Annotated in this window: 16 protein-coding genes; 1 reads left to right on the plus strand and 15 read right to left on the minus strand. The window is 66.0% G+C overall.

The window, feature by feature from the left end; translation table 11 throughout:
• Window positions 1–3 precede the first annotated feature (3 nt).
• The 11 genes from J8I82_RS02990 to J8I82_RS03040 all read right to left on the minus strand — a co-directional run bounded on the left by J8I82_RS02990 (window position 4) and on the right by J8I82_RS03040 (window position 12,297).
• Window positions 4–1,014, minus strand: coding sequence for a Bug family tripartite tricarboxylate transporter substrate binding protein (locus tag J8I82_RS02990; protein WP_209754336.1), 1,011 nt, complete (start codon window positions 1,012–1,014; stop codon window positions 4–6).
• Window positions 1,015–1,016: 2 nt separating this feature from the next.
• On the minus strand, window positions 1,017–2,912 hold the full coding sequence (locus tag J8I82_RS02995; RefSeq protein ID WP_209754337.1) for an acyl-CoA synthetase: 1,896 nt from the start codon (window positions 2,910–2,912) through the stop codon (window positions 1,017–1,019).
• A 20-nt stretch (window positions 2,913–2,932) separates the two neighbouring features.
• Complete coding sequence (locus tag J8I82_RS03000; protein ID WP_209754338.1) at window positions 2,933–3,937, minus strand: tripartite tricarboxylate transporter substrate binding protein; 1,005 nt, start codon at window positions 3,935–3,937, stop codon at window positions 2,933–2,935.
• A gap of 130 nt (window positions 3,938–4,067) precedes the next feature.
• Window positions 4,068–4,526, minus strand: coding sequence for a MaoC family dehydratase (locus tag J8I82_RS03005; protein WP_209754339.1), 459 nt, complete (start codon window positions 4,524–4,526; stop codon window positions 4,068–4,070).
• A 13-nt stretch (window positions 4,527–4,539) separates the two neighbouring features.
• Entirely contained in the window at window positions 4,540–5,328 is a 789-nt protein-coding gene (locus J8I82_RS03010) for a crotonase/enoyl-CoA hydratase family protein (protein WP_209754340.1), read from the minus strand.
• A gap of 46 nt (window positions 5,329–5,374) precedes the next feature.
• Window positions 5,375–6,157: an SDR family oxidoreductase gene (locus J8I82_RS03015; RefSeq protein ID WP_209754341.1), complete on the minus strand. Its 783-nt coding sequence runs from the start codon at window positions 6,155–6,157 to the stop codon at window positions 5,375–5,377.
• Between the two features lie 30 nt (window positions 6,158–6,187).
• Window positions 6,188–7,363: an acetyl-CoA C-acyltransferase gene (locus J8I82_RS03020; RefSeq protein WP_209754342.1), complete on the minus strand. Its 1,176-nt coding sequence runs from the start codon at window positions 7,361–7,363 to the stop codon at window positions 6,188–6,190.
• A gap of 27 nt (window positions 7,364–7,390) precedes the next feature.
• Entirely contained in the window at window positions 7,391–9,478 is a 2,088-nt protein-coding gene (locus tag J8I82_RS03025; RefSeq protein ID WP_209754343.1) for a 3-hydroxyacyl-CoA dehydrogenase NAD-binding domain-containing protein, read from the minus strand.
• Window positions 9,479–9,560: 82 nt separating this feature from the next.
• Complete coding sequence (locus tag J8I82_RS03030) at window positions 9,561–10,337, minus strand: enoyl-CoA hydratase (protein WP_209754344.1); 777 nt, start codon at window positions 10,335–10,337, stop codon at window positions 9,561–9,563.
• A gap of 141 nt (window positions 10,338–10,478) precedes the next feature.
• Window positions 10,479–11,111, minus strand: a complete 633-nt coding sequence (locus J8I82_RS03035; RefSeq protein WP_209754345.1) for a response regulator — start codon at window positions 11,109–11,111, stop codon at window positions 10,479–10,481.
• Window positions 11,086–12,297 (minus strand): PAS domain-containing sensor histidine kinase, encoded by a 1,212-nt coding sequence (locus J8I82_RS03040; protein WP_209754346.1) that lies wholly within the window; start codon window positions 12,295–12,297, stop codon window positions 11,086–11,088. The genes J8I82_RS03035 and J8I82_RS03040 overlap by 26 nt, the downstream gene beginning before the upstream one ends.
• A 90-nt stretch (window positions 12,298–12,387) precedes the next feature.
• On the opposite strand from J8I82_RS03040, the gene J8I82_RS03045 reads away from it, so the two are divergent.
• On the plus strand, window positions 12,388–12,954 hold the full coding sequence (locus J8I82_RS03045; RefSeq protein WP_209754347.1) for a TetR/AcrR family transcriptional regulator: 567 nt from the start codon (window positions 12,388–12,390) through the stop codon (window positions 12,952–12,954).
• Between the two features lie 32 nt (window positions 12,955–12,986).
• Here J8I82_RS03045 and J8I82_RS03050 read toward each other — a convergent pair whose 3' ends face one another.
• The 4 genes from J8I82_RS03050 to J8I82_RS03065 form a co-directional block, all read right to left on the minus strand.
• The gene (locus J8I82_RS03050) at window positions 12,987–13,628 is read right to left on the minus strand and encodes a TetR/AcrR family transcriptional regulator (protein ID WP_209754348.1); all 642 of its coding nucleotides are present in this window, start codon (window positions 13,626–13,628) and stop codon (window positions 12,987–12,989) included.
• Window positions 13,621–14,250 carry a hypothetical protein gene (locus J8I82_RS03055; protein WP_209754349.1) on the minus strand — a complete coding sequence of 210 codons (630 nt, stop codon included), beginning with the start codon at window positions 14,248–14,250 and terminating at the stop codon, window positions 13,621–13,623. Before J8I82_RS03055 ends, J8I82_RS03050 begins: the two co-directional genes overlap by 8 nt.
• Window positions 14,251–14,579: 329 nt before the next feature.
• Window positions 14,580–16,181, minus strand: coding sequence for a GMC oxidoreductase (locus J8I82_RS03060; RefSeq protein ID WP_209754350.1), 1,602 nt, complete (start codon window positions 16,179–16,181; stop codon window positions 14,580–14,582).
• A 10-nt stretch (window positions 16,182–16,191) separates the two neighbouring features.
• A complete protein-coding gene (locus J8I82_RS03065) occupies window positions 16,192–18,174 on the minus strand; it encodes a preprotein translocase subunit YajC (RefSeq protein WP_209754351.1) in 1,983 nt (660 codons plus the stop codon).
• Window positions 18,175–18,177 lie beyond the last annotated feature (3 nt).

The raw sequence follows: 18,177 nt of genomic DNA on the forward strand, positions 1-18,177 counted from the left end.
CGCTCAGGCGTCGCCGTGGCGATAGCCGATGTCGCGGACCAATGTCGCCCACGCTGCATGGGTCTGGCGGATCGACTGGCCCATCTGCGCCGGGCTCAGGGCCTGCGGCGGCAGGACGCCCAGTTTCGCCAGGCTCTGCCGATAAGCTTCAGAGGCGGTGATGCCGGAGACCAGCCGGCTCAGCGCGGCGACAGTCTCGGGCTTCGTCGCCGCAGGCGCGAACATGCCGAAGAATCCGCTGATGGCCTCGACCTGCTTCAGGCCCAGTTCGCGGAAGGTCGGCACGTCGGGCGCGTATGGGCTGCGCTCCGGGCTTGACACTGCCAGCGCAAGCACCCTGCCCGCCTTCACCTGCTCCATCGCCGGCTGGTAGGCATCAATCAGCAATTGCACGTGCCCGCCGACCAGCGCCTGCAACGCCGGGGCGCCGCCCTGGAACGGGACATGCAGCATATCTGCCGCCGTCGCCCTGCCGAGGATCACGCCACCAAAGTGTCCTTGCGTGCCTTGCCCGTACGAACCGTAGGAGATCTTCCCGGGATTGGCCTTCATCCAGGCAATCAACCCTTTCATGTCCTTCGCCGGGATGCGGGGATTGGCGTACAAGAACAGCGGCGTGCGGCCCAGTTCCGCCACGGGTGTCAGCGCCTTGAGCGGATCGAACGGCAGCCCCTGCGTATGCGGCAGCAGCGTCACGGTACTGCCCGTGGTCACCAGCAGCGTGTGGCCGTCCGCCGCCGCGCGGGCGACGAAGCCGCTGCCGATGGAGCTGGAGCCGCCGGGCCGGTTTTCCACGATCACCGGAGAAGGTGTGCGATCCGACAAGCCGTGGGCGAGCGCGCGCGCCACGACATCAGTAGTGCCCCCGGCCGGATAGGGCACGACGAGCTGCAGCGTCTTCGACGGGAAGGCTGGCTGGGCCAGCAACGCGCGAGACAATCCCGCGGTGGCAGTCGTGGCGGCACCGGCAAGCAGCCATTTGCCGGCCGTACGACGGTCAATGGATCGGGTCATGGTCAGGCTCCTTCGGCGGCTCGGACTGCATAGGGAACGGTAAAACTACGCAGCGCATCGGCCAGCACGGCATCGTCCGCATCGCAAGCCGGCACTCGTATCTCGACAAAGAAGCCGCGGCTGCCCCGGTCGGTGGCCTGCACGGTGGCGTCCGAGCCTCGCCCTACGCTATCTAGCGCGGCGCGGAACATCCGCTCGATGGCGTCGACACGCAGCAGGTTCTTCTGGATTTTCCCAACTGACGTCTTCGGCATCTCCGGCAGCACGAAGCAGTGCCGGGGAATCGCGGCGCGCTCAGGTACATGCTCGGCCGCGTACTGCAGCACGGCCTGCGCGGAAGCCGTCGCCTGCGGCTTCAGCACCACGTAGGCGACCGGCACCTCCCCGGCATGCGCGTCCGGCGCGCCAACCACGGCGGCATCCTGGATCGCCGGATGGCCAAACAGAACTTCCTCCACCATCTTCGGGTCGATGTTGTGGCCGCCGCGGATGATCAGGTCCTTGGCGCGCCCGGTGATCCACAGCCAGCCATCCGGGTCCAGGTAGCCGAGATCTCCGGTATCCATCCAGTCGCCGTCGAACCAGCGCGCGGCCGACTCCTGCCCCAGGTAGCCGGGGAAGACAGAGGGCCCGCGCACGATGACGAGCCCGGACTCGCCCGGCGCGCATTCGCTCGCCACGTCGCCGTCCGGCTGCACGATCCGCACCTGGGTGTACGGCAGCCGCACGCCCGAGCTGCCCACCTTGACCTGCTCGATCGGCGGCGTGATGCACGTCACGGCGGTCGTCTCGGTCATGCCCCAGCTTTCCCGGATACGCAGCCCGGTCATCCGGTGGAACGCCTGCGCGACGGTGGTAGACAACGGGGCCGTTGACGAAGCGACGTACGTCAGCGTCGAGATGTCAGCGCCGTCCATCGGGATCGACAGCACCTGGTTGACCAGCGTCGGCACGAGGGTCAGCATGTTGGCCCGGGTGAGATCGACGATCCGCCAGATATTCGGCAGCACCGACGGATGGCGGAAGCCCGCGGCGGTCATCAGGATGACCGTCGCGCCCTTCGCCAGCGGACCGAAGCAACCGACCACGGCACCCGCGACGTGGAAGATCGGCACGCCGACCAGCCTCACCTCGGTCGAGTCGAAACCCGACAGGTACTTCGACGCCCACACCCAGAACACCTGGTTGCGGTGCAGGTGGCGCGCCAGCTTCGGCGCGCCGGTCGTGCCGCCGGTATGGAACAAGGATGCCGTGTCGTCGGGCGAAAAGGCGCGCCCGGACAACAGCCGGTCCGCGGGGTAGCGCTCCACCGCCGTGGCAAAGTCGATCACGGGCACGCCGTTCACCGCGGCAGGTGCCGCTCCGGCGCCGCCCACGCGGATCACGGCTGCCAGCGACGGCAGCCCCCGCGCGACGGCCTCGGCCTTGTCCCAGATGCCGGGGTTCTCGTCGCCGGCAAACGCCACCAATACCTTGGTGCCGGCCGCGCGGAACATCTGCACCAGGATGTCGGGCTCGAGCATCCAGTTGGCCGGATTCACAATGCCAGCGGCCTGCGCGCCCCACAGCACGAATTGCGATTCGGGAATCGCCGGCAGCAGCACCGACACCACGTCGTCCTTGCCGACGCCAAGGTCGCCAAGCAGGTTGGCCGTCTGGTGGACCTTCTCCCGCAGTTCGGCATAGGTGACCTGGCGGGCGCTCTCCAGCGGACGGGCGCCGTCGGTGAAATAGTGGATGGCGACCTTGGACGGTGCGATGGCACAACCGTCCATCAGCATCTCGTAGGTCGACGCCGGCAGTTTGCGGGCTGCAAGCGGCACTTGCTCGAAGCGCGCTACGTCGGCTTCGTTCAAGAGGACTTCATCGGTCCAGTAATCAGGCATCTGGGCAGTCATGGTGCGCTCCATTGCAAGGCTCATTCGCGTTCAAGTTGGATGTCGCGTGCCAGCCGCGCAAAGCGGTCGGACTCTTGGCGGAAGTAGGTGGCGGCCTGGTCGAGGTCCATCGGAGCCCCGGCTGAATTGCCTCGCTCGGCAACCCAATCCCGGAAGGCCGGAGCGGCAACGATCTCGCTGGCGGCCTTGCCGATGGCCTCGGCAGTCGCCTTCGGCAGCCTGGAGGACACGAACAGGCCCGTCCACATCGCGTAGTGGAAACCGCGCAATGCGGCGATGTCGTCAACCGACGGAACCTCCGGCAACGCGGCATGCCGCTGCGCCGAGAGGATGCCCAGCACCTTGATCTTTCCGGCCTTCGCCGCTTCGATATAGCCGGGGATCAGCGGCAGGAACGTGATATCCACCTGGCCGCCCATCAGGTCCTGCATCACTGGGGCGCCGCCCTTGTAAGGCACGTGATTGACCGGCAGACCGAGGCGCCTGCCAAAGTCGACGCCCACCATGTGGAAGATGGAGCCGACGCCAGTACTGGCGAACGAAAGCGGCTGCACGCCGGGCTGCCTCGCCTTCTCGATCAGTTCCTTGAGACTGTTCGCCGGGTAGTTGGGCCGCACCATCACCGCCAGCACACCCGAGGTCAGCTGCGCGACCATGCGGAAGTCTTCAGGCTTGTAGCGAACGCTCTTCATGGCCAGCGGCGGCAGCGTCAGTTCGTTCGGGGAGGCCACCAGCATCGACAGCGTTTCGCCGTCGGCCTTGAGCAGGCGCTGCGCTCCCAGCGAACCCGATGCGCCGCCAAGATTCTCGACCACCACCACCCGGTTCAGGCGCGTACCGAGCTCGGCCTGGAGCCGTCGCGCGACAATGTCAAACGAACTGCCGGCCGGATAAGGAACGATCAGTGATGCGGGCGTGCGGCTCGTCGACTGCGCCAGCGCGCCGTTTCCGGTTCCGATGCCGAGAATCAGCAGCGACACGGCTGCGAGCCTCGCGTCGCCGCACCGCCATGCAAGAAATGCCATCTTGTTGTCTCCAGTTTTTTTCTATCTTTCCCGGACTCCACCACGTCCGCAGGGCGCAGGTCGCCTGCCGCGCGACGAAAGGCATCGCGCGGTCTCGGCTGACGTCCGGGTTGTTGACGAGGAAGCTTGCCTAGAAGTAGAGCTTGGCCAGCGATTCGGCGACGCAAACGGGCCTGGATGCCCCTTCCATCTCGAAGGTGACGGCCCATGTCACCTTCACACCGCCCTGGCCCTCGTCGTCCGCGTCTTGCAGGACAGCGCGGACGCGCACCCTGGCGCCAACGGGTACGGGCGCGGTAAAGCGAACCCGATTCAGGCCGTAGTTGATCCGCGCTCGCACGCCCTCGAACTGCGTCACCTGGGCCATCAGCATCGGCAGCAGCGACAACGTCAGCAACCCATGCGCGACCGGCCCGCCGAACGGAGACTCGCGCCTGGCGCGCTCCGGATCGACATGGATCCATTGGTCGTCGCCCGTGGCTTGCGCGAACAGGTCGACCGCCTGCTGCGTGACCTGATGCCAGTCGCCTGGCCCGGCCTCCTTGCCCTGGAATGCCTTCAGGGCTTCGATCGACGTGAAGGTCTGCATGGATGCCTCCGTATCAACGCCCCGTGAACCGGGCTTCGCGACGTTCGACAAAGGACTGGATGCCTTCCTTGAAGTCCGACGACGCAAAGACCTCTTCGCGCACCTGCGGGATGACCGCGATGGCCGCCTGCTCGCCATGCTCGATATAGGTCAGCGCTGCCGCCTTGGTGGCGCGCAGGCCGATTGGCGCAACCTTGGCGATTGCGCGGGCAATTTCCATCGCGCGCTCGCGGTGGCGGCCGTACGGGTGCACTTCCTGCACGAAGCCGCAACGGTACGCTTCCTCTGCGGAGAATTCGTCGCACAGGAACAGGTGGTACATCGCGTTGCCCCAGCCCGTGCGCGTCAGGTAGCGGTAGTGCGCACCGCCGAGCGGGGCGATGCCTCGCTTCGATTCCATCTGGCAGAAGCGCGCGGTGTCGGCGGCGATCACGATGTCCGAAGCCAGCATCTGCTCGATGCCGATGGTGTAGGTGATGCCGTGGACCACGGAGATCACGGGCTTGCGGCAGCGCTTGCGCAGGCCGAACGGATCGACCTGGTCATCGGGAATCGGCTTTGCCGTGGCGGTCGGGCCGAAGAACTTCGGCATGTCCAGGCCCGCGGTGGTGTGCTCGCCGGCCGGGTCCAGCACCGCCACCCACAAGTTGTCGTCATTGTCGAACTCGGTCAGCCGCTGCGAGAGCTGCTGCATCAGTTCCGGTGTGATGGCGTTCTTCTTGGCCGCGTTGTCGAGCGAGATGATGGCAATATGGTCCTCGATCGTCATGCGAACTTCGGGCGTTCCTGCTGCGTTGCTCATGATGGTTTCCTGTGCTTGGGGTGGATCGGGATAAGGCTGGATAGCCTCAGACGGCAGTCAGGCCGCCGTCGACGGCGAGGATCTGGCCGGTAATGTGCTTGCCCGCGTCGCTGGCGAACAGCAACGCGGCGCCTTTCAAGTCGTCGTCGTCACCGATGCGCTGCAGCGGCGCGCGTTCCGACAGCTTCTCGACACCGAGTTTCTCGATCGTTCCCTTGGTCATCTTCGACGGGAAGAAGCCCGGTGCGAGCGCGTTGACGGTGATGCCGTACGGCCCCCATTCGCCGGCGAGCGCGCGCGTGAGGTTGACGACCGCGCCCTTGCTGGTGTTGTAGGCAAGCGTCGGCTGGCCCTTGGGACCATTGCCCTTCAGCCCGGCAATCGACGCCAGGTTGATCACGCGGCCGTAGCGGTTCGGGAGCATGGACAGCTTCCCGATCTTCTGCGTCAGCAGGAAGATCGCGCGCACGTTGAGATTCATGACCTTGTCCCAGGCGGCCAGCGGATGATCGACAGTAGCCGCGCCCCACGTTGCGCCCGCGTTGTTGACCAGGATGTCGACCTTGCCGAGGCGCTCCATCGCTTCATTGGCGAGTCGCTCGACATCGTCCTCGGCCGCGTTGTCGGCCGCGATCCAGCTGGCGTCGACACCCAGGCGGGCCAGGTGCGCCTGCGCCGATTGCAGCGCGTCCGCCTTGCGCGCCGAGATCACCACCCGCGCGCCCTGCGTGCCGAGCGCTTCCGCAATCTGCAGCCCCAGACCACTGGATCCGCCAGTGACAAGGGCCGTGCGGCCCTTCAGGTCGAAAAGATTTGCCACTACCGTCATTGCTGTCTCCTTGTTAATGGATGGACATCGTCAAAGCACTTCGAACAGCCCGGCGGCGCCCTGCCCGCCGCCAATACACATGGTCACCACGACATACTTCGCGCCACGGCGCTTGCCTTCGATCAGCGCATGACCGGTCAGCCGCGAACCGCTGACGCCGTAGGGATGGCCGACCGCGATCGCGCCGCCGTTGACGTTGAGCCGGTCATCGGGGATGCCAAGCTGGTCGCGGCAATAGAGCACCTGGCAGGCGAACGCCTCGTTCAGCTCCCACAGACCGATGTCTTCCAGCCGGACGCCGGCGCGCTCGAGCAGGCGCGGCACGGCAAAGACGGGACCGATGCCCATTTCGTCGGGCTCGCAGCCGGCAATGGCGAAGCCGCGGAACAGCCCCATCGGCTCGATGCCACGGCGCTCCGCCAACCTGGCGTTCATCACCACGCACGCCGACGAGCCGTCGGAAAACTGGCTCGCATTGCCAGCGGTGACCACGCCGCCAGGCAGCGCTGGGCGAATGCGCGAGACCGCCTCCAGCGTGGTGTCGGCGCGGATGCCCTCATCGTGCGAGATCGTGACTTCGCGGGTGGTGATGCGACCGTCCGCCTCGACCACGCCCATGGTGGTGGTCATCGGTACGATTTCGTCGTCGAACTTGCCGGCGGCCAGTGCCGCGGCGGCGCGCTGCTGGCTGCGCACGCCATAAGCATCCTGAGCGTCCTTGCCGATGCCATAGCGCTTGGCCACCTGCTCGGCGGTCTGCAGCATGTTCCAGTACAGCTCCGGCTTGTGCTCGGCCAGCCACGGATCGCGCCGCATATGCGTGTTCGCCTGGTTCTGGACGCACGAAATCGACTCGACGCCTCCGGCGACGATAGCGGGCGCGCCTTCCAGCATCACGCGCTGCGCCGCCATCGCGATGGTCTGCAGGCCGGACGAACAGAACCGGTTGACGCTGACGCCGCCCGTCGTGACGGGCAGCCCGGCGCGCAGCGCGATAGCCCGGGCGATATTGCCGCCCGTGGTGCCCTCGCCAAAAGTGCCGCCGATGATGCAATCCTCGATCTCGGCCGGGTCGAGACCCGAGCGCGCCACGGCATGCCGCACCGCATGCGCGCCGAGCGTGGCGCCATGGGTCATGTTGAAGGCGCCCTTCCAGCTCTTGGCCAGGCCGGTACGGGCGGTCGATACGATGACGGCCTCATTCATGATTTGTTTTCCGTTGGGTTGGGGAATTCAGGCGTTGAAGGCGCCGCCTTCGTCGGCAAGCTGTTCGATGAGCGCAGCCGGCTTCCAGCCGGGATCGCCCGCGGCGCCGGCGGACAGCGCATGCAGCGTGCGACGGACGTTGGTGACGCCGACCGTATCGGCGTAGAACATCGGTCCGCCCCGCCAGGCCGGGAAGCCATAGCCGTGCAGGTAGACGGCATCGACATCGGAGGCGCGGGCAGCAATGCCTTCCTGCAGGATGGCGGCGCCTTCATTCACAAGCGCGTAGACCAGCCGCTCGACGATCTCCTGGTCGCTGAAGCGCCGGGGCGTCACGCCGTGCTGCTGCCAGTACGCCTCCAGCATGGCGCGCGTGCGAGCCGACGGCAGCGCCTTGCGTTGGCCGGCCGCGTAGTCGTACCAGCCTGCGCCGGTCTTCTGGCCGAAGTGGCCGGCTTCGCACAGGCGGTCGCCCAGTTCGAAGCGAGGCAGGGCGGGATTCTCGGCATAGCGGCGCTTGCGGATCGCCCAACCGATGTCATTGCCAGCGAGGTCCGCCATGCGGAACGGGCCCATCGCAAAGCCGAAAGCCTCGATGGCGCGGTCGACTTGCTCCGGCAGGGCGCCCTGCTCCAGCAGTTCGCCGGCGCGGCGGGTGTACTTCGCCAGCATGCGGTTGCCGATAAAGCCGTCGCAGACGCCGGACACCACCGGGACCTTGCCGATCCGGCGGGCCAGCCGCATTGCGGTCTGCAGCACGTCGGGTGCGGTCTGAGCGCCCCTTACCACTTCCAGCAGGCGCATCACGTTGGCGGGGCTGAAGAAATGCAGGCCAACGACGTCCTGCGGGCGCCTGGTCTCGGCGGCGATGCGGTCGACGTCGAGCGTCGAAGTATTGGTGGCCAGGATGGCCCCGGGGTGTGCCACCTCGTCGAGCGCGCGGAACGTGCGCAGCTTGACGTCCATGTCTTCATAAACCGCCTCGATCACGAGGTCGCAATCGGCAACGCGGCCCAGTTCAACAGCCGGCTGCAGCAGCGCCATGCGTGTCTCGACGCTTTCTGCGCCCAATTTGCCCTTCTTCACGCCGGCCTCGTAGTTGCGCCGGATGGCGGCGACGCCCTTCTGCACCGCCTCTTCCGAAACGTCCAGCAGCACCACAGGCATGCCAGCGCTGAGGAAGTTCATCGCGATGCCGCTGCCCATCAGTCCGGCGCCAACAACTGCCACCTTGTCGATGGTCCGTTCCGCCACCGCTTCGGGCACGCCCGCCAGCTTCGCCGCTGCCCGTTCCGCGAAAAATGCATGGCGCAGCGACTTTGACACAGGACCGTTCATCAATTCGAGGAAGAAGCGGCGTTCGAGCGCCAGTCCTTCATCGAAAGGCCGCGTGAAACTGGCCTCGATGGCGTCCAGGCAACGCAGCGGCGCCGGCAGGTTCTTGTAGCGGGCGGCGATGGCGGCACGCGCCACCGCCAGGTACCCCTCGGGGTTCGGGTGGGTGACCGGCAGGTCGCGCACACGCGGATGCGGCCCAGGACGCGTGGAAACCTCGCGCGCAAAGGTGAGCGCGGCAGGCAGGATGTCGCCGTCAACCAGCCGGTCGAATAGCCCGGACCCGGCCAGCGCCTCGGAGGTGACCGAAGTACCGTGCGCGATCATGTTGGTGGCCGCTTCCAGCCCGATCAGGCGCGGTAGCCGCTGGGTGCCTCCAGCGCCGGGCAGCAGCCCCATGGTCACCTCGGACAAGGCGATGCGCGCCTTCGGCACGGCCACGCGGTAATGGCACGCCAGCGCCAGCTCCAGGCCACCGCCCATCGCCACCGAGTGCACGGCGGCGACCACCGGCTTGGCGCTGTCTTCGATGGCTGCAAGCACCGTATTGAGGCCCGGCTCGCGCCCCGTCTTCGGCGAGTTGAACTCGCGCATGTCGGCCCCGCCGGAGAAGGCCTTGCCGGCGCCGGTCAGCACGATGGCCCGGACGCTTGCGTCAGCCGCAGCGCGATCGATGCCGTCGAGAATGCCGACGCGCACGGCATAGCCCAGGCCGTTGACCGGCGGATTGGTGATCGTGATGACTGCGATGTCATCGATGACTGCGTATTCGGTGCTCATGGGAGGTCCTTTGCGTCCTTCGTATCGGGGGATTGGTGCCCGGCCGAGGTTTTGGGAATGGGGCTGGATGCGGCTGCGCCGGTCAGGCGCCGAGCGCCGTCGGGGCCTGCGTGCGCTGCAGGAAGCGCCGGAAGATTTCCTGCGCCTCGGGCGACCGGCGCAAGGTGTCGAAGACAACGGTCTCGCGCTCGAGACTGCTCTCGACCAAAGCGCGGGTGGCGTCACGCATCAGGCCGCGCGTTGCCATCAGGGCCTGGGGCGGCTTGGCGGCGAGGCACCTGGCGACCGACAAGGCTTCTTCGCTGACCGTGTTCTGCGGCATCACACGATTGACCAGCCCCGCACGGTGCGCTTCGGCGGCGGGAATGGTGGCGCCAAGCAAGAGCCATTCGGCGGCCTTGTTGCGGCCCACCACCTGCTGCAGCAGCAGCGTGGAGGCGAATTCGGGGCACAGGCCGAGATCGACAAACGGGAAGCGGATGCGCGCGTCGTCGGAGGCGACGACATAATCGCAATGCAGCAGGACGGTGGCGCCGATGCCGACCGCGTGTCCGCACACGCAGGCCACCATCGGCTTGCGCAGCGCGATGACCGCGCGCAGGAATGGCGCGGCGGGCGACGCCTTGTGATCGGATGCCGGTCCGTTCACGAACAGGCCGATATCATTGCCGCTGCTGAAGTTGCCGCCCTCGCCCTGCAACAGCACGGCACGAACGTCTTCGCGGCGGTCGGCTGCGACGATTGCCTCGGCGAGCGCCTGATACATCGGCGCGCTGATCGCGTTCTTCTTTGCCGGCCGGTTGATCGTCACGACCAGCACGCCGTCGTCCAGGTGCTGCAGCACGTCCGTGGTCATCATTCTCTCCTTCGGTTCCGACCCCGGTGGAGTCGTGTCGTTGAAGAGAGTTTGGATGCCGGGCGCGAATCTGGCTGTCGGAACTCACTCTGCGCCGTGTCAGCGTTTTCTGAAGCTGTCGCCGCGCAGATTGCGGTTCGGACTTCAGTCGATCAGGCGGTGCTCGACGGCATAGCGTGCCAGTTCGGCGTTGCTGGAGACACTGAGTTTCTTCAGGATGCGCGAGCGATATGTGCTCACGGTCTTCACGCTGAGGAACATCTGGCGGCCGATTTCGGTCAGGCGGATGCCGCGCACGATCAGCAGCATGATCTCGTACTCCCGAGACGACAGTTGCCGGTGCGGCGCGCTATCGCCGACACGGTCGAAGCCGTCGAGCAGGCAGTTTGCCACGGCGGGTGTCATGTAGCGCTTGCCCTTCGCCACGTTGCGGATGGAATCGACCAATTCCATCGCATCCATGTCCTTGGTGACATAGCCGAATGCGCCAGCCTGGAAGGCGCGTAGCGCATACTGCTCGGCGGGATACATGCTCAGTACGACCACCGGCATCGCGGGCCGCTCGGCGCGCAGCGAAGGCAGCATCTCCAGCCCGCTGCGGCCAGGCAGGTTGACGTCGAGCAGCGCCACGTCGAATGGCTGCTCGCGCAGCCGGCCCAGCGCCTCGGAGGCGTCGCCGGCTTCCGCGACGACATCGAATTCTTCGTGCTCGGCCAGCAGGCGCTTGAGCCCCTGGCGGAAGATGGTGTGATCATCGATCAGCAGCAGCCGAATCATGTCTCTCTCCGTGGTGATACGCGCCGTTGCGGGCGCATCCGGTCGCCTGCGCATCAGCTTGCCGATGGCTGCAGGGCGGGACCGGTACGCTCAGGCGCACCCGCGCGCCGGAGCGCGGTCCGGTGTCCAGCACCAGCGTGCCCTCGAGTTCGCGCGCCCGTTCCTGCATGCCGAGCAAGCCCAGATGCCCCTCGGCCGCGGCAGAGCCGAAATCAAAGCCCAGGCCGTTGTCCGAGATTTCCACGTCCAGCCGGTCTGCCGTCCAGTCGAGGCAGACGGCGACTTCGGTGGCCATGGAGTGACGCGCGACGTTGGTCAGCGCTTCCTGGAAGATCCGGTAGATGCCCATTTCCCGATTGCGGTCCATGGCGCGCGCCTCGCCAGCCGTGCGCATGCGCGTGGCAATGCCGTAGCGTCTCTCGAAACGGCCGAGATCCAGGTACAGCGTGTCGCACAAGCCCAGATGATCGAGGGCGCCAGGCCTCAGCCCTTCGGAAATGGTGCGCACGGCCTCGATGGTTTCCTGCGTGAGTTGCAGGGTCTGGGCCGCGGTCAATGCCAGGGATGCAAGGGCCGGCGCCTCTTTTTGGCTGCGTCTGGCACGCGGCGCGCAAGCCCGGTCCAGCGCCTCGATGCCACGCGACAACCGTGACAGGTCGAACTTGATCGCTGTCAGCATGCCGCCGATGACGTCGTGCAGCTCGCGCGCCACGCGGTTGCGCTCGTTCTCGCGGACACTGTTGGCGCTTGCCACCAGTTCCTGCAGTCGCTCGCCGGCCTCGACCAGCCGCTCACGCTGACGCTCCCGGTCGGTAATGTCGATGCCGACGCCGACGATCGCCGGGCGCCCGTGGAAGATCACGCGCGTGCCATGGATTTCGAAGCAACCGGGGTTGTGTGACGATGTGCGGCGAATGACGAACAGGTCGGCGGGCGCGGCGCCCTTGATCCTGCGCGCGTACTGGTTCATCAGCGCGGCGCGTTGCGAGGGGTGCGCGACGTCGCGCAGGCGGGCGCCAAGCAATTGCTCGCGGCGCAGCCCGCACATGCGCGCGAAGGTCTCGTTGACGTAGCGGAACCGCCCATCCTGCAGGATGTAGATGCCGGCAATGGATTGTTCGACAATGCCCTTGAAAGGCACCTCGTAGTCGTCCAGATCAACGTCCAGTTCGTCCGGTTCGGCCATGGCAGGCGCCCCTAATCTGCATGATGGTTGTCATTCAGGAGAATGACGATCACAATGCAGAATGTCAAGGCGACATGAAAGGAATGGCAGATGGGCCACTCTCAGGCGGACAAGGCGCGCAGCAGGGAGCGCATTCTGGAGCAGGCGGCGGAACAGATCCGGGACGGCGGACTTGAATCCGTCAGCGTCGGCAAGTTGATGCGCAGCGCCAACCTGACCCACGGCGGCTTCTATGGTCACTTCGCCTCGCGGTCGGAATTGCTGGTGCATGCGCTGGAACGCGCACTGGATGACGGAAAGGCCGCATTCGAGGCAAAGAGTGGCAAAGCGACGCCGGACTTCGCCGCGGTGGTGCGCAGTTACCTGAGCCGCACGCATCGGGAGGCGCGCACCACCGGCTGCGCCATCGCCGCGCTGGCGGGCGACGTGGCGCGTGCCGACGAGCCGGCGCGCGAAGCCATGTCAGCCCATATCGAACGGTTCATCGGCCGGATGGACGACGCACTGGGCGGTGACGATCCCGACAAGGCCATGTTCGCGGTCAGCGCGATGATCGGCGCGCTGGTGGTGTCACGGGTGCTGGCGAACGACAAGCGGTCCGATGCGGTGCTGGCCGCGGCAAAGCGGCAGTTGTTGGCATTGCACGGACCGGAATGAGCTCGCCGCCGTCGGCAAGTCTACCCGGCGGCTCAGTGCCCTGCGATCGGGCGCGAGCCGGGCGGAAGCCCTGGGGTCGCGCCTGGGATCCGAATGCCATGACGGGCAAGGATACCGCTGAGCACCGCCTGCCGGAACTCCACCGGGTCGCCAAGGAACAGGTGATCGTGCTGGAGGCCCAGCGCGAAACTGAAGATCTCGAACACCACGCGCTGGGTATCGACCTCCGCCTCGATCTCGCCAGCCCGCACGGCGTCTTCCAGCTGCGCGGCTAGCAAGCCGCGCCATGCCGTCACCGCCCGCGCAGCGCTGCGGCTTACCGTATCGTCAGCTCGATTGGCGCACTCGGTTCCCGCACGCAGGATCAGGCAGCCTTCCCTCAGCACATAGTCGCCGAGCCAGACGTCCAACATGCGTTGCAGCCGGCGTAATCCCGAAGGCGTCCCGGCGGCAGCCCTGGTTGCGTGCCGGGCGAGCGCATCCGCGTAGGCAAGCATGGCTTCCGCTACGATGTCGTTGCGGGATTCGAAGTGCCGGTAAACGCAACTCTTGGACACGCCAAGCGCCTGCCCGAGATCGTTGATGGAAAAGCTGTCGAGCCCGCCGCGGCGAGCGAGCCCAATGACTGCGGCAATAACGGCGGGCCGCGCCGACCGGTTTTCTGGCCTAGGCATTATCGTAGACGGTGGTTAGCATCGCGACTGTTTCGCTTCCCTGGGACACTTTCATTTCGTATTGCCGGAGTGGGCCAAGCCGCCCTTCGCTCACCGCCGACACCGTCAGCGGTTGCCGCTGCCGCGCCAACTGCGCGGCGTCGCCGAAGTAAAGGATCGTGAGCCACAGCGGAACCAGCCCGAACGCGCCAGCACGCGAGCGGATCGCCGTGTCGAACAGCCGCGCCACCCGCAAGCAATGCGCAATGCCGTCGTCATGGTGGAATGGAATCGGCCTGATCCCGCCATGCCAGGGCACATAGCTGGACGAAGGCAGTTCAGCTTCTACGACTACATGTGCGCGACTCACAAGGCTCCCCGCTTGCCGGAGTTCGGCCAGCCATTGCTGCTGCAAACCCTGTGCATGCTGCAGGCGCGCATCGCGGTCGAATGCGCCACTTCGCAATGCCGCGCTGATCTGCACGGTCAGCATGACCGGGATCGCTGCACCGCATGTTGCGTCCAGCACAACGCCCAGCAACAGTTCTGCAATACCCCGGCCGCCACTGGTCTCCCATGGCGCGGCTCCTTGCTGTGCTATCCGCAAAGCGGTACATCGCGAAGCGTTCGGCGTGCCAGCCATCTTTTCCCTCCTGCCTTGTCATTGGCGCCGCGAAGACGCAGCAGGACCGACTATAGCGATACGATGTCCTGAGTAGAGATCTCGAAACAAATAGAGAAAAATCTGACAAGATACGTCGCACCAGTCAGCGACGACCGCCGATAAACACGATCTGGATCGCCTTGGAGGGGGCCATCATTGGCCTCGAGAAACTGCACCGGTGCCACACTTCCGAGCCGGCAGTCGAGCAGAATAAAGACGGCGAACCTACATCCTGGCCTTCGATGTAGCTTCGCCACTGGCGTCTATGCAGCAACGGCTTACCAGGACCACGCTCATTCCAGCGTGCGTCAATCCCGCTCGCGCAGGAGCATCGCCACATTACGCTCCGCAAGTGCCGCGATGGTGCGCGAAGGGTTCAGGCCGAGCGGACGGGGGACGATTGCGCCGTCCATCACATACAGCCCCGGGTAGCCAAATACCCGGCTCCGTGCATCGACGACGCCGTCCGCGGGAGAGGTACCCATGTTGCAGCCGCCCAGCGGGTGCGGCGTGATCAGGTTGTGCCACCGCCGCCAGGTGAGCGGTACCCACGGATCCCCGCCAGTCGCTTCCGAGAGCCGCGTATGCGCTGCAATCATGGCCTCGATGACCGCCACCGAAGCCTGGTAAGACCAGTCTAGCCGCAGCACCCGGCGCCATGGTGCGTACCATGTGCGGCCCAGCCTCAACTGCCCATCGCCCGGGTCCACGCCTTGCCCGAACCAGGGCATCATGCTCTCGATCGGATCGCCGTCGTCAAACAGCCCTCCGATCTCCTTCCACACAGCGCGCAGCTTGCGCGAACGCGTTCTCTTCAAATGGCGTCGAATGAAGTTGCCTGCGAGATTCGGGAAGCCGCCATCCTCCACGAAGAGGGCCTGTCCGTTCGGGCCGCTGTGGTCCAGCAGGTCGATCGCCGCAGAAATGGTCAGGCCATGGGAAGGCGAGACCGTCCTGTTGTCATAGAAGGCTGGCGTCACGAAGTCGCCATTGTGGGCCCAGCCATATCCCAGGCGTGGTGAGAGCCCGGGCAGAGTGCGATGCTCATCCCGGCAGCGCAGCAAGAGCTCGGTGCTGCCGATTGAGCCGGCTGCCAGGATCACCCGGGCAGCCGTGACTTCGCCAGGGCTCATCGTGCAGTCATCCGGGTCGATTTTCCTGAAGCACACCCGCCAGCCCTGCTGCAGCGGCTCCAGCCTGTCTACCAGGTGCAAGGGACGGATCTCGGCGCCATTGTCTTCAGCCACCGCCAGGTAATTCAGGTCCAGCGTATTCCTGGCCGATACCTGGCACCCCACATCGCAGTTGCCGCAGTGGACACAAGTGCCCTGCCACCTGCCGTGCCGGTTCAGGAATTTCTCTGAATGGCGGTCCGCGCGGGGGTCTCGCCGTGTGGGATCCCAATGCTCGGAAAAGGACACAGCCAGCGGCAGTTTGCGGAAGCGGTCGCCCCACCCGCATGCTTGCGCCCCCTCGCGCAATAGCCGGGTTCGCTCGCTCAACTGACTATCCGGAACCTCGCTCACTGCGAGCATGCGCCCCACCTCTTCGTAGTGGGGCTGCAGCTCGGCATAGGTAACCTCTTCCGGCCAGCCACGCTGGAAGGCCTCTGGCCTGGCTTCCACGGAGACGTTGGCGTAGATCAGCGAGCCGCCACCGACTCCGGCCCCGGCGATGACCCAGACATCAGAGAATGTCCGGATATCGGCCCAGCCATTGAAGCGATGTGCGCGTTCCTGGTTCCACAGCCAGGGGTCATTCTCGTCGCGCGGGTAGGTCGCCGGGCTCCAGCGCCGTCCGCGCTCCAGCACCAACACCCTGCGGCCGGCCTGTGCGAGCCTGCAGGCCGAGACCGCACCACCGAAGCCGCTGCCGATGATGACGACATCGCATGCCAGCGCATTGCTCATCTGACGCTCCCTATCGTGGGATGATGATTGCCTTCTCCTCAATCATCTGCACCGCCTCCGGCGGCGATAGCTCACCGTCTGCCGGCACGAAGCGGGGCCCGCTTGCGCCGGGCTGGGCGCGCACGCGCCAGGTGCCGCGGACCTTTGCCAGCCGCCTGACGCCCTCACCCAGCTTCCACTTCCGGCAAACCTTCTCCAGCTTGAGTGGATAGATCGTCAGTTGCCCGTCCTCGAACCGCATCCGCAGAAAGCACTTGTAGTCGGCGATGCGCTGGGAGGAGAACACCTCCTCGGGGTGCAGGCGCCACAGGGCGTTGCCCAGAACCATCCACCCGCCGAACAGCAGGCCGCCGACGGTCCCGCCCAGCAGCATGGCTTCGACGAGGAAGAGCAGCATGGGTGGCGGCTTGTCCGCGCCAAAGCCGTGGAGGTTGAAGCGCGTGACGAGCCATAGCATGGCGACCGCCAGTGCCAGATGCAGCAGCCCGTGCAACGCGCCGACAACGCACGCGAGCCCGACACCCCGCCTGACATCCCTGGTCGACAGCGCACCACAACAAAAGACAATGGCTGCCACAAACAACACTGACGCCGGACTATGCGCCATGACCCGGAACAGTTCGCGATATACCTCGCCGATGTTCCCGAATGTCACTTCGAGGTCGAGCAGCCTCTGCACGAAGCCGCGGTGATTGCTCCCGGGCAACGGTACGAGGCTCGCGCTCTGAACGATCCAGCCGAACAGCAAGTACACGCTGGCCACCAGCGCGCAAAACGAAAGGTTGCGCCCCGGCAGTTGCCACGCCCGATTGCGTAATTGCCGGGAGGTCGCTTTTTCCGGATACGCGGCCTTCAGTTCGTAGAACTGCCTGGCCGGCCCCACCACGATAGGCCTGGGCGGATCTGGCAGCAGATGCGTGCCGTGAAGAAAGGCGCCACCGCCTCCGCAGGTGATGCGGTGCGGCCCCGCCGTGCCCTCCTTTGGCACATAGTGCGCGAAATGGTGCGAGTTGCCGGCCAGCACAAGTGCGAGCCGGTCACCCAGCATCCCCTCGATCTCGCTCAAACTCCGAAAGCGCGGCGTCTTGATCTCGATCGACGGCACGGCCCGCCGTTCCCCGCGGCGCACGCGCTCCATCTCATCCACCCAGCTTGCCTCGGGCGCGCACAATACCACGCGATCACCGGGCTGCAACTCCGCAAGCATCTTCTGGAAGTACTCGCGCTGCGGCCGGTCGATTTCCGACTCCAGTTGCAGGTCCAGGCCCCAGATCCACCAGCCGCCGGGCAACTGCAAGGCGTAGTAACCCGTGCGCTGGCGCGTCTCCCAGCCGCCCACGGACTTGCCACTGCAGAACAGCCGGGCGAAGCCTCGCAAACCATCGTACCAGTCGTGATTGCCAGGCGTGGCGACCATCCACGGTGCGTCCGGCAACTGGATCTGCTGGTCGCTGTACGCGGGTTGCGCGGCCTCGACTGGCGCGGGGAAGGCCGCCCGGAAAGGATCGACGAAGCGGGACCGGTAGCCATCATGGGCAGGGGTCGGATACACCTGGTCGCCGCCCAGCAACAGTACTTTCGACCGCGGCAACGTCACACCCTGATCGCGCACTGTCACCCCGTGACTGACGCACAACGCCATGGAGTATGTCGAGTCCCAACCGTCTCCCGTGTCGGACAGATAGTCTACCCAGACACCGCCCTGCTCGTCAGCAGGTACGGGAATCGGCGGATTCGGATTCAGCGTGGACAGTGCGGCCTGCACCATGCGCTGGTCCGCAAACGTGCCGACTGCCATTGCCACGGCAACGCGCATGGCGGTGAACGGAAGCTGCAGCGGGCTCAGCCAGTTCACCATGGCTCTTTGCGTATAGAGTTCCACGCGCCCGATCGCAGCAGACACGGCTGGTTTCGCCGCGGCACCGGCAGCAGCGGCCGCAGGTTTCGACCCGCCCGGATAGCGCGGCGCGGGTGCTGCCCCGGAATCCTTCATCGC

The sequence above is a fragment of the Cupriavidus consociatus genome (assembly GCF_017814975.1).
Taxonomy (GTDB): Bacteria; Pseudomonadota; Gammaproteobacteria; order Burkholderiales; family Burkholderiaceae; genus Cupriavidus; species Cupriavidus consociatus.